Raw genomic sequence first — 11,328 nt, forward strand, 5'->3', positions numbered from 1 at the left:
CTACGGCGACGAGACCTGATCAGCGTTGCCCTGGCTGGGACGATGATCGGTGGAGTCCGCGGGCCGCTTTCCAGCGCGCATCCCGCCGGGCCGCGGGAGGGTGACCTCCGGCGTTTGGGATAGCCCGCCGACCCTAGTATCATCAATCCTTTCGTCCCGCCCGGTTTCCCCAGGCGGGCGGCTCATGAATCCTGATCCGGAAGATCGATGCTCAACCGTGCCCTGACGAGCCTTTTCGGTAGCCGCAACGAACGCGTGCTCCGCCAGCTCTCCAAGACTGTCGTGCGCATCAATGCGCTCGAACCCGAGTTCGAAAAGCTGAGCGACGAGGCGCTGCGCGCCAAGACCGACGAGTTCAAGCAGCGCGTGGCCGGTGGCGAGTCGCTGGACAAGCTGCTGCCGGAAGCATTCGCGGTGGTGCGCGAGGCCGCCAAGCGCGTGCTCGGCATGCGCCACTACGACGTGCAGATGATCGGCGGCATGGTGCTGCATTCGGGCCGCATCGCCGAAATGCGCACGGGTGAAGGCAAGACCCTGGTGGGCACGTTGCCGGTGTACCTCAATGCGCTGGAAGGCAAGGGCGTGCACGTGGTCACCGTGAACGACTACCTGGCCCGCCGCGACTCGGCGCAGATGGGCAAGCTGTACGGTTTCCTCGGCCTGACCACCGGCGTGGTGTGGCCGGGCATGGACCACGCCGACAAGCATGCCGCGTATGCCGCGGACATCACCTACGGTACCAACAACGAATTCGGTTTCGACTACCTGCGCGACAACATGGCGCTCAGCAAGGACCAGCGCTACCAGCGCGGCCTGCATTACGCCATCGTCGACGAGGTCGACTCCATCCTGATCGACGAGGCGCGCACGCCGCTGATCATCTCCGGCCCGGCCGAGGATTCCCCGCAGCTGTACATTTCGGTGAACAAGATCGTGCCGAAGATGATCCGCCAGGAGAAGGAAGACGGCGCGGGCGATTACTGGGTCGACGAGAAGCAGAAGCAGGTGCACCTCTCGGAAGAGGGCATGTCGCATGCGGACGAACTGCTGCGCCAGGCCGGCGTCATCGATCCGGAGAGTGGCCTGTACGACTCCAAGAACCTGGCCGTCGTGCACCATCTCAACGCGGCGCTGCGCGCCAACGCGATCTACCACCGCGACGTGGACTACATCGTCCGCGACGGCGAAGTGGTGATCGTCGACGAATTCACCGGCCGCACGCTGCCGGGCCGCCGCTGGTCGGACGGCCTGCACCAGGCGGTGGAGGCGAAGGAAGGCGTGCCGATCCAGCGCGAGAACCAGACGCTGGCGACGGTCACCTTCCAGAACCTGTTCCGCATGTACAAGAAGCTGGCCGGCATGACCGGTACGGCCGATACGGAAGCCTACGAGTTCCAGCAGATCTACGGCCTGGAAGTGGTGGTGATCCCCACCCACAAGCCGATGATCCGCCAGGACAACCCGGACATGGTCTTCCTCGCCCAGCAGGCGAAGTACCGCGCGGTCATCGAAGACATCAAGGACTGCCACAAGCGCGGCCAGCCCGTGCTGGTGGGCACCACGTCCATCGAAGTGTCCGAACTGCTGTCGAACCTGCTGCGCAAGGAAAAGATCGCGCACGAAGTGCTCAACGCGAAGCAGCACGAGCGCGAGGCGCACATCGTGGCCCAGGCCGGTGCGCCGGGCTCGGTGACCATCGCCACCAACATGGCCGGCCGCGGTACCGACATCGTGCTGGGCGGCAGCCTGGAAGCGGCGCTGGCGACCTTGCCAGAAGACGCCTCGGAAACCGAGCGCGCCAAGGTCAAGTCCGACTGGAAGAAGCGCCACGAGCAGGTGCTCGCCGCGGGCGGCCTGCACATCGTGGGCACCGAACGCCACGAGTCGCGTCGCATCGACAACCAGCTGCGTGGCCGTTCGGGCCGCCAGGGCGACCCGGGTTCCTCGCGCTTCTACCTGTCGCTGGAAGACAACCTGCTGCGCATCTTCGCCGGTGACTGGGTTGGCCGCTGGATGCGCATGTTCGGCATGAAGGAAGACGACGCGCTGGAAGACCGCATGGTCAGCCGCCAGATCGAAAAGGCGCAGCGCAAGGTCGAGCAGCACAACTTCGACATCCGCAAGCACCTGCTGGAGTTCGACGACGTCGCCAACGACCAGCGCAAGGTGATCTACGCGCAGCGCGACGAGCTGCTGGAAGTGGACGACGTGTCCGACACCATCGCCGACATCCGCGAGGACGTGATCACCGACCTGGTGCGTCGCCACGTGCCGGCCGACAGCGTGGACGAGCAGTGGGATCTTGCCGGCCTCGATCGCGAGCTGGAAAGCGAGTTCGGCTTGTCGCTCGACATGAAGCATTGGGTCGAGCAGCAGCACGAGGTCGACGACAAGATGATCCTCGAGCACGTGAGCGAAGGTGCCGAGCAGCTGTTCAAGAGCAAGGAACAGCAGATCGGACCGGAGACCATGCGCCAGCTCGAGAAGCACATCATGCTGAGCGTGGTCGACAACGCCTGGAAGGAACACCTGGCCAGCATGGACTACCTGCGCCAGGGCATCTATCTGCGCGGCTACGCGCAGAAGCAGCCCAAGCAGGAGTTCAAGCGCGAATCGTTCGAGCTGTTCTCCAGCATGCTCGATCGCATCAAGAGCGAAGTCGTGCAGATGCTGGCACGCGTGCGCGTGCGCAGCGAGGAAGAAGTCGCTGCGATGGAAGCCGAGCAGCAGCGTCTGGCCGAGCGCCTGCAGCGCCAGATGATGGCCAGCGGCGGTGGTGCGCCGGTGGGCGCGTTGGGCGCCGATGCGGAAGCCCTGGCGGCGGCCAGCATGGCAGCCTTGCCGCAGGCGGGCGCGGATGGTCCGCGCGTGGGCCGCAACGATCCTTGCCCTTGCGGTTCCGGCAAGAAGTTCAAGCACTGCCACGGTCAGCTGAGCTGATAAATGAAAAACCCCGCCCAGGCGGGGTTTTTCTTGCGCATCAACTCGTGCTTTTTGTAGGAGCGCACCCAGTGCGCGATCACCGTTGCGCCGCTACGCGAATGCCATGCAGTCGCCTCACCGCTCCGTTGGCTTTTCGCGCGGGGTTCTTCATGGGTTGCCTTGTGGGAGCGCACCCTGTGCGCGACCAGGACCTGTGCGCAGGCGACGGATGCGTGCCGCTATGACACTGCGCGCCGCGGGTTATGTTGCAATCGACGCACGCGGCTCCTCACCGCGCATTCGACTGCAGCGTCGCAGTCGCGCACAGGGTGCGCTCCCACAGAAGACGGGACGGTGTCGGGCGCGTCAGTCCCCGCCGCCCGGTACGCGCTTGCGATAGGGCTCGGCGTCGACGGTGATGTACTGCGGCTCTTCGCAGTCCAGTCGCAACGCAGTGAGCTGGCCGCCCCACACGCAACCGGTATCGATGGCGTAGATGCCCATGCCCGCCATGCGGCCGAGCGCGGACCAATGGCCGCACACGATGCGTGTTTCGCGACGACGCATGCCGGGCACTTCGAACCACGGATACATGCCGGGCTTCTGCGTGCCTGGAATGCCCTTGCTCTCGAAGTCGATGCGGCCCTGCACGTCGCAATAGCGCATGCGCGTGAGCGTGTTGATCGAGGCGCGCATGCGCTCGATGCCCTGCAGGCGGCTGCTCCACGCGGCCGGACGATTGCCGAACAGGTTCTTCAGCAGCCGCGGGTGGCGCGGGCTGCCGAGTTCGCGCTCGATCTCCTGCGCCGAGCGCTGTGCCTGGCGCAGGGTCCACATGGGAGCGAGCCCCGCGTGCACCATGGTCCAGTTGAGCTGTTCGTCGTGGTGCAGCAGCTTCTGCGAGCGCAGCCATTCCATCAGCACCGGCGCATCATCGGCGAACAGCACTTCGCGCAGTTCCGGATTGACCTTCGACTGTGCCTCGGGACGGCGCTGCGCAATCGCCAGCAGGCTGAGATCGTGGTTGCCCAGCGTGACGATGGACTGCTCGCGCAGGCTATGGATCAGGCGCAGGGTCTGCAGCGATTGGCCGCCGCGGTTGACCAGGTCGCCGCAGAACCACAGGCGGTCGCCGGCGGGATCGAAGCGCAGTTTGTCGAGCAGGCGTTGGAGTTCGGGATGGCAGCCCTGCACATCACCGATCGCATAGATAGCCATCAGTGCAGCGTACGCGGAATGGACAGCGTGAACGCCGGAATCATCGCTTCGAAGCGGGTGCCGTCGTCGGCCAGCATCTGGTAGCTGCCTTCCATCACGCCCACCGAGGTTTCCAGCACGGCACCGGAGGTGTATTCGTAGCGGTCGCCCGGACGCATCCAGGGCTGTTCGCCGACCACGCCTTCGCCGGTGACTTCTTCCACCTTGCCATTCGCATCCGTGATGACCCAGTGGCGCGAAAGCAGGCGCGCGGGCACGTCGCCCGCATTGTGCAGCGTGATCGTGTAGGCGAAAACATAGCGGTTGTCGCCGGGACGGGATTGGTCGGGGACAAAGCGGGGTTCGACCTGCACGTCGATCGTGTAGGAAGATCTGTCGTTCATGCCGCGATTGTACGGGTTGTGGCCTTCCATGGGGAAAGCTTGCGTGCGTCGGGCTGAATCGGGACCCGCCGCGCGACGGGCCGTCGCGTTCACTCCGTGACGACGCGTGCCAGGCGTACGTAGTCCTGGGGTGAAAGCGTTTCGGCGCGCGCCTTGGGATCGACATCCGCCGCGATAATCGACGGGGTATCCATGACGTTCTTGAGCGCGTTGCCCAGCGTCTTGCGGCGTTGCGCGAACGCCGCCTTCACGATGGCATGGATGCGCCCGGGATCGGCGTCCGGCAACTGGTCTGTTGCCAGCGGCACCAGGCGCACCACCGCCGAATCGACTTTCGGCGGCGGCCGGAATGCGCCCGGCGGCACCACGAAAAGTGGCTCCACGCGGCAGGCCAGCTGCAGCATCACGGAAAGGCGCCCGTATACCTTGCTGCCGGGCTCGGCCGCCATGCGGTCGACCACTTCCTTCTGCAGCATGAAATGCATGTCCTGGATCGCGCGCGCATGTTCGACGCAATGGAACAGGATCGGGCTGGAGATGTAGTAAGGCAGGTTGCCGGCGATGCGCAGGCGTTCCACGCCGTGGCGGTGCGCCAGCGCGCTGAAGTCCACCTTCAGCACGTCCGAGTGGATGATGCTGAGCTCGCCTACGCTGGCGGCGCGCGCCTGCAAATCAGGGATGAGATCGGTATCGAGCTCGATGGCCGTGAGCTTTTGCGCTGCCGCGAGCAAGGGCAGGGTCAGTGCGCCTTCGCCGGGGCCGATCTCGACCACGAAATCGTCGGGGCGCGGCGAGATCGCGCTGACGATGCGCTCGATGTAGCGCTTCTCGTGCAGGAAGTGCTGGCCGAAACTCTTCTTGGGGCGGGCGTTCATCGGAGGAGACATGGGCGCAGAAGCTCGGTGAAGTGGGTCGTGTCGTTCCTCACGACAGGTCGGCGCGTCGGCGGACCAGGTCCAGCGCCATGTTTGCCGCGGCGATCAGGCTGGACGGGGCGGCCTTGCCGGTGCCGGCCAGATCCAGCGCCGTGCCGTGATCGACCGACGTGCGAATGAAGGGCAGGCCGAGGGTGAGGTTGACGGTGCGGTCGAAGGCTTCGCTCTTGAGCACCGGCAGCGCCTGGTCGTGGTACATCGCCAGCACGGCGTCGTAACGATCGCGCTGCGATGGCACGAAGGCCGTGTCGGCCGGCAGCGGGCCCACCAGGGTCATGCCTTCGCCCCGCAGGTCGTCGAGCAGCGGAATGATCGTGTCCAGCTCTTCGCGGCCCAGGTGGCCGCCTTCGCCAGCATGCGGGTTCAGGCCAAGCACGCCGATGCGCGGCTGGGCGAAGCCGAACTTGGCGCGCAGTTCCCGATGGACAATGCGCAGCACCTGCTCCAGGGCATCGCGCGTGATCGCGGCGGGAACGGCCGACAACGGAAGATGGGTCGTGGCGAGCGCGACGCGCAGCTCGGGGCTGGCCAGCATCATCACCACGTCGGCGTGCGCACGCTCGGCGAAGAACTCGGTGTGGCCGCTGAAGCGGATGCCCGCCTCGTTGATGGACGACTTCTGCAGCGGCGCGGTGACCACCGCCGCATACCGGCCCGCCATGCACCCATCGGCCGCTTCGGCAAGCGTGGCCAGCACATGGCGGGCATTGCGCGGGTCGGGATGGCCGGGGCGCTCGGCAACTGCCAGCGGCACATGGTGGACCCGCAACTGGCCGGGGGCGCGCGTCGCGATCTTTGAACCGTCATCGTCGACCAGTTCGATGGCCAGCCCGCAGCGGGAGGCCGCGCGCGCCAGCAGTTCGCGATCGGTGACCGCAACGAAATTGGCCGCCACGGGAGTGGCGGCCAATCGGATCAGCAGCTCCGGTCCGACCCCCGCCGGCTCACCCGCGGTAACGGCCAGCCGGGGCAGGGCGTGGGCGACGTTCAAAGCGGCCTCAGGAGGACTTGGTGGCCTGCGGCTGGTTGGGATCGCGCAGCTCGGGCACCAGGATGTTCACGTAGGCACTGGAACGCATCTCGCGCAGGTAGTCGTCGTAAACCTGCTCGGCCTTGCGGTTGCCGATGGCCTGGCGGGCCTGGTTGCGCTCCATTTCGTCGGTGCGGTCGCTCTGGCGGGTGCCCAGGCGCTCGAGGACATGCCAGCCGGCCTCGCTCTGGAACGGCTGCGAGACCTGTCCATCCTTCATCTCGCCCAGCTTCTCGCCGATGATCGAGCCCCAGTCGCCCTGGGCGAACCAGCCCATGTCGCCGCCGTTGTTGGCGGTGGTGTCGTCCTTGGAGTTTTCCTTCGCCAGCTTGGTGAAGTCTTCGTGCTTGTTGACGATGCGGCTGTACAGGTCTTCCGCCTTCTGGTGGGCCTGTTCCGGCGTCAGCAGCTCGCTGGGCTTGATCAGGATCTGGCGGGCGTGGAACTCCTGCACGACCTGGCGGCTCGGGGCGCGCTGCTCGATCAGCTTGAGGATGTGGAAGCCGGTCGGGCCGCGCATGGCCGGCGTCACGTCGCCAGCCTTCATGCCGGCCACGGCGTCGGCGAAGGCCGGCGGGATTTCGTCCAGGCGGCGCCAGCCGAGGTCGCCGCCGTCCAGGGCGTCCTGGCCGTCGGAGTAGCGGATGGCGGCGGCATGGAAGTCCATGCCGCCCTTGATGGCGTCGATGGCCTGGGTGGCCTTGTCCTGGGCCGCCTTGATGTCGGCGGCGCTGGCGCCGGCCGGCACGCTGACCTGGATGTGGGCCAGGTGCACTTCGCCGGCCTTGTAGGTGGGGCTGGCCAGCATGTTGTTGATTTCGCTGTCGGTGATGCTGACCTGGTCACGCACCACGCTGTCGTGCAGGCGCTGCGCCACGAGCTGGTCGCCCAGCTGGTGGCGGAAGGCGGCCCAGCTGGAGCCGTCCTGTTCCACGGCGGCGCGCAGCTGTTCCGACGACATGCGGTTCTGCTGGGCCACGGCGGCGACCGCCTTGTCCACGTCGGCATCGGACACGCGGATGCCCTGGTCGTCGGCGCGCTGCACCTGCAGGCGCATCAGGATCAGGCGATCCAGCACCTGGCGCTGCAGCACATCCATCGGGGGAAGCTGGCCGGGGTTGCGGGCGTACTGCTGCTGCACCGAGCGCACCGCCTCGTTCAGCTCGCTCTGCAGGATCACGCCCTCGTCCACCACCGCCACGATACGGTCGAGCGGCTGCTTGCCCGTGGCCGCCTGCGGCAACAGCTGGGCATGGGTGGGCAGGGCGGTCGCGGTGGCGATCGCGAGCAGGAACAACGCGAAAGGCTGCTTCATCAGTCGGGGGCCTTCAATCGCCATGGGCGACAGGGAAGTTATTGATAACCAAGAATACCATTACGCAGGGAGCTTTCCGACTGACCGGTGAACCCGCCCATGCCCTTGAACTCCACTTCCAGCATGATGGCGTTGTTCGCCGCGCCCGTGGTGGTGATGTAGTTGTAGGTGTTCACGTAGTGCCGGCCGATCAGGCGCACAGCCACGCAACAGCTGTCGTACTCCACACCCGCCAGGGCTTCCACCGTCTTCTTGTCGAGCACTGAATAGGTCCAGTGGCCGAGCAGGCGCCAGCGGTCGGAAATCGGGTAGACCACCGAGGCGTCGTATTGTTCCAGCAGGGGCGCTTCGGACCCGGGCTGGCGACGGTAGCGGTACGAGAAATTGATGATGCCGTCGACCTTGATGCGCTTCTGCAGGGTCAGGGCGCCGAGGTCGGTGAGACTGGTATTGGGGTTCCACTGGTACTGCGAGGTCAGGCGCCAGTCGTCGCTGAGCTGGGTGTTGAGCTCGACCACGTAGTCCGAGCCGGACCAGTCGGTGGCCGGGGTGACCGTGTTCTGGCCATTGGGCAGCTGCACGCGCTGCTGGTTGAAATAGCGGATCTGGCCGAAGGTGGCCGACAGGCGTTCCACGCCGTTGTCGTCGAGCAGGCGCGAGGTGACCGCGGCGCTGAGGTTGTTCGCGTTCATCTGGCGGTCCGCACCCGAGTAGGTGTTCGTGGTGAACAGCTGCCAGGTGTCGAACGACATCAGGTTGGTGTCGAACAGCGGGATGTTGTCCTGGTTGCGGTACGGCACGTACAGGTAGTACAGGCGCGGCTCCAGCGTCTGCGTGTAGTTGGTGCCGAACAGCGAGGTGCTGCGGTCGAAGACCAGGCCGCTGTCCACGCTCACGATCGGCAGCGAGCGGCTCGGCGAATTGCTGGTGAACGGGGACGAGACGTTCGGGCCAAGGCGGCCCTGGTAGCCATATTCTTCGTAGTTGCCCTGCAGGTCGTACCCGGTATAGCGGTAGGCGATCTTGGGCTTGACGAACCAGGCCGCGCCGCGGAAATCCGCGCCGATATAGGGATACAGGTCGAGGCGGTTGCCCTCCACCACGTTTTCCTTGCGGAACGCGACGGCCTCGGTGTTCGCGCCGACGTCGAGCCAGCGGTTGATCGGGTAGTCGACGTTGAACGCGGCTCGCGGCCAGCGCTTGTACTGCACCACGCTATCGGGCAGCGAGGGGTCGACGTTCTGGTAGTAATCCGCGCCGATCTGCGCGTTCCAGTACGCGCTGCCCCACATGCCGCCGCCGTTGATGTAGGTGCTCGACGTAAGGGTGCCGATCGCCGACGTGTACAGGTCGTTGCCGAAGTCGCGCAGGTAGTTGCGGTCGGATGCACGATTGATCGACGCATTGAGCGACCACGGGCCGTACAGGTGCGAGACGTCGTTGTACTTCAGCAACCAGCGGTCATCGCCCTTGGTGTCCTCGGTGCTGCCCGGGGTCGGGTCGCCGCGGTCGTTCGGCAGGTATTCGAAGTTCAGCTGGCCGAGGCTGCCCGGGACCAGGTAGCGGAACTCGCCGGCGAGCATCACGCCGCGGGACGTGTAGATGCGCGGGTCCAGCGTGGCGTCGTAGTTCGGCGCGAGGTTCAGGTAGTAAGGCGTGCTGACCGTGAAGCCCGAACGGCTGGAGTTGCCGATCGTCGGCGTCAGGAAGCCGGTCTTGCGGCGATCATCGATCGGGAAGGAGAACGTCGGCAGGTAGAAGAACGGCACGCCATAGAGGGACATGGTGGCGTCATGCGCGACGCCTTCGCCGGTCTCCTTGTCCATCCGGATGTCCTTGCCCTTGATCTCCCAGACGTGGTTGCCCACGTCGCAGGTCGAGTAGGTGGCCTGCGTGTAGCGGCTGCGCTGGTCGTCCAGCATCTGGCCCTGCTGGGCCAGGCCGTTGCCGCGATTGGTCAGCATCTGGTAGCTGACGTTGTCGGCGATGGCGGTGCTGGCGGTCTGGTTGCCGCGCATGTGGTCCGACGACACCAGCTGGCCGGCTTCCTGGTAGCGCACGTTGCCGCGCGCGTCGTAGTCGGTGGTCTCGTCGTTGTAGTCGGTGACGTCCGCCTGCATGCGCTGGTCGGCACGCTCCACCTTCACGTCGCCTTCCAGGTGGTAGACCGTCTGGTTGGAGCTGTCGACGCGCTGCGCGGTGACATAGGTGTTGGAGGTGTCGCGGACCGAGCTGTCCTTGCTCAGCGTCGGGTCGTAGAACGACAGCATGGCGTTGGGACGGCACATCGTGTAGTTCAGCGGACGCGGAGGGCAGCGGAACGCGCCCAGCGGGCAATTGGGCACGGCCGCCGGCGGCGTATTGCTGACGGGTGCCGCGGGCTCGGGCTGGTCCGAGGTCGACTGGGCCTCCACCGGGCCACCAAACAGGGCGAGCGCGGCAGCGACCGCCAGCAGGCGGCGCGGAGGCAGGTGGCGCGAAGTCGGCTTGGGCGTCACGATGGCAGTCTGTCGGCTGGGAGGCTCGTAAAACTAGCAGAAAGCCCCCTTGGACGGCAGTTGGATGGAACTACGGTCGATAAGGATGACGCGTGAGTGAGCAAAAGATCACCAGGCCCGACGAGGATTGGCGTGCCCGCCTGAGCCCGGAGCAATACGCCGTCTGCCGCTGCTCGGCCACCGAGCCGCCCTTCAGTGGAAAGTGGTACCGGCACAGGGCCGCGGGAACCTACGTCTGCGTGGCCTGCCGCGCGAAGTTGTTCGCGTCGGAAGCCAAGTACGATTCCCGCTCAGGCTGGCCGAGCTATTTCCAGCCGATTACCCGGGCGGCTGTCAGCCTGCACCAGGATGAGAGCCATGGCATGCGCCGCACCGAAGTGCGTTGCGCAGGCTGCGATTCCCATCTGGGGCATGTGTTTCCCGATGGCCCCAAGCCGACGGGCCTGCGTTACTGCATCAATTCGGTGGCGTTGGATTTCCTGCCGATGGCGTGAGGTCGACGAGCGGAGTCTGTGGGGGCGCACCCTGTGCGCGACCGCAACCTTGCCGTCTCGACGCTGTGCAGGGTCGTCGCGCACAGGGTGCGCTCCCACAAAAACGTTGGTCAGGGTTCCATCAGCTCGCTGACGTGCTCGGCCACGCTGGTGGCCAGCGCGAGCAGGTTGTAGCCGCCTTCCAGCGTGGATACCAGGCGGCCTTCGGCGTGGGCTTCGGCGACGGCCACCAGGCGGCTGGTGATCCACGCGTAGTCCTCGCTGCCCAGGCGCAGGTCGGCCAATGGATCGTTGCGGTGCGCATCGAACCCGGCAGACACCAGGACCAGCTGCGGCTTGAACGCGTGCATGCGCGGCAGCAGCACGCCCTCCCACAGTTCGCGGAACTCATACGAGCCGTCGCCGGGCGAGAGCGGCCCGTTGATGATGTTGCCGGCGCCGCGTTCGTCTTCGCGCCCCGTTTCCGGATAGAGCGGCATCTGGTGGCTGGACAGGAACAGCACGCGCGGTTCGCGCTGGAAGATGTCCTGCGT

Annotated in this window: 8 protein-coding genes and 1 pseudogene; 2 read left to right on the forward strand and 7 right to left on the reverse strand. The window is 66.0% G+C overall.

Translation table 11 applies throughout. The features are described 5' to 3' along the window. Window positions 1-207 precede the first annotated feature (207 nt). The gene (gene secA, locus JMF82_RS01630; protein WP_201312781.1) at window positions 208-2,940 is read left to right on the forward strand and encodes a preprotein translocase subunit SecA; all 2,733 of its coding nucleotides are present in this window, start codon (window positions 208-210) and stop codon (window positions 2,938-2,940) included. A gap of 348 nt (window positions 2,941-3,288) precedes the next feature. Here secA and JMF82_RS01635 read toward each other — a convergent pair whose 3' ends face one another. From JMF82_RS01635 to lptD, 6 genes are all read right to left on the reverse strand, one after another. Beyond that, complete coding sequence (locus tag JMF82_RS01635; RefSeq protein WP_201312782.1) at window positions 3,289-4,140, reverse strand: symmetrical bis(5'-nucleosyl)-tetraphosphatase; 852 nt, start codon at window positions 4,138-4,140, stop codon at window positions 3,289-3,291. Continuing rightward, the gene (apaG, locus tag JMF82_RS01640; protein WP_201312783.1) at window positions 4,140-4,523 is read right to left on the reverse strand and encodes a Co2+/Mg2+ efflux protein ApaG; all 384 of its coding nucleotides are present in this window, start codon (window positions 4,521-4,523) and stop codon (window positions 4,140-4,142) included. Before apaG ends, JMF82_RS01635 begins: the two co-directional genes overlap by 1 nt. Window positions 4,524-4,612: 89 nt before the next feature. Continuing rightward, complete coding sequence (rsmA, locus tag JMF82_RS01645; RefSeq protein WP_201312803.1) at window positions 4,613-5,398, reverse strand: 16S rRNA (adenine(1518)-N(6)/adenine(1519)-N(6))-dimethyltransferase RsmA; 786 nt, start codon at window positions 5,396-5,398, stop codon at window positions 4,613-4,615. Between the two features lie 49 nt (window positions 5,399-5,447). Beyond that, window positions 5,448-6,449 carry a 4-hydroxythreonine-4-phosphate dehydrogenase PdxA gene (pdxA, locus tag JMF82_RS01650; RefSeq protein ID WP_236585245.1) on the reverse strand — a complete coding sequence of 334 codons (1,002 nt, stop codon included), beginning with the start codon at window positions 6,447-6,449 and terminating at the stop codon, window positions 5,448-5,450. A gap of 7 nt (window positions 6,450-6,456) precedes the next feature. Continuing rightward, window positions 6,457-7,803: a peptidylprolyl isomerase gene (locus JMF82_RS01655; protein ID WP_201312784.1), complete on the reverse strand. Its 1,347-nt coding sequence runs from the start codon at window positions 7,801-7,803 to the stop codon at window positions 6,457-6,459. A 38-nt stretch (window positions 7,804-7,841) separates the two neighbouring features. Beyond that, window positions 7,842-10,301: an LPS assembly protein LptD gene (lptD, locus tag JMF82_RS01660; RefSeq protein WP_201312785.1), complete on the reverse strand. Its 2,460-nt coding sequence runs from the start codon at window positions 10,299-10,301 to the stop codon at window positions 7,842-7,844. A 92-nt stretch (window positions 10,302-10,393) separates the two neighbouring features. Between lptD and msrB the strand changes: the two genes are divergently transcribed. After that, a complete protein-coding gene (msrB, locus tag JMF82_RS01665; RefSeq protein WP_201312786.1) occupies window positions 10,394-10,795 on the forward strand; it encodes a peptide-methionine (R)-S-oxide reductase MsrB in 402 nt (133 codons plus the stop codon). Between the two features lie 110 nt (window positions 10,796-10,905). Here the strand turns inward: msrB and JMF82_RS01670 are convergent. Then, window positions 10,906-11,328 (reverse strand): annotated as a pseudogene (locus tag JMF82_RS01670) (histone deacetylase family protein); the annotation flags it as partial.

Origin of the sequence: Dyella sp. EPa41 (assembly GCF_016586165.1) — a bacterium.
GTDB lineage: Bacteria > Pseudomonadota > Gammaproteobacteria > Xanthomonadales > Rhodanobacteraceae > Dyella.

Bases quoted from the DNA above. Each gene is read 5' to 3' on its own strand.
- secA (WP_201312781.1), top strand. From the start codon at position 208: ATGCTCAACCGTGCCCTGACGAGCCTTTTCGGTAGCCGCAACGAACGC.
- JMF82_RS01635 (WP_201312782.1), bottom strand. From the start codon at position 4,140: ATGGCTATCTATGCGATCGGTGATGTGCAGGGCTGCCATCCCGAACTC.
- apaG (WP_201312783.1), bottom strand. From the start codon at position 4,523: ATGAACGACAGATCTTCCTACACGATCGACGTGCAGGTCGAACCCCGC.
- rsmA (WP_201312803.1), bottom strand. From the start codon at position 5,398: ATGAACGCCCGCCCCAAGAAGAGTTTCGGCCAGCACTTCCTGCACGAG.
- JMF82_RS01655 (WP_201312784.1), bottom strand. From the start codon at position 7,803: ATGAAGCAGCCTTTCGCGTTGTTCCTGCTCGCGATCGCCACCGCGACC.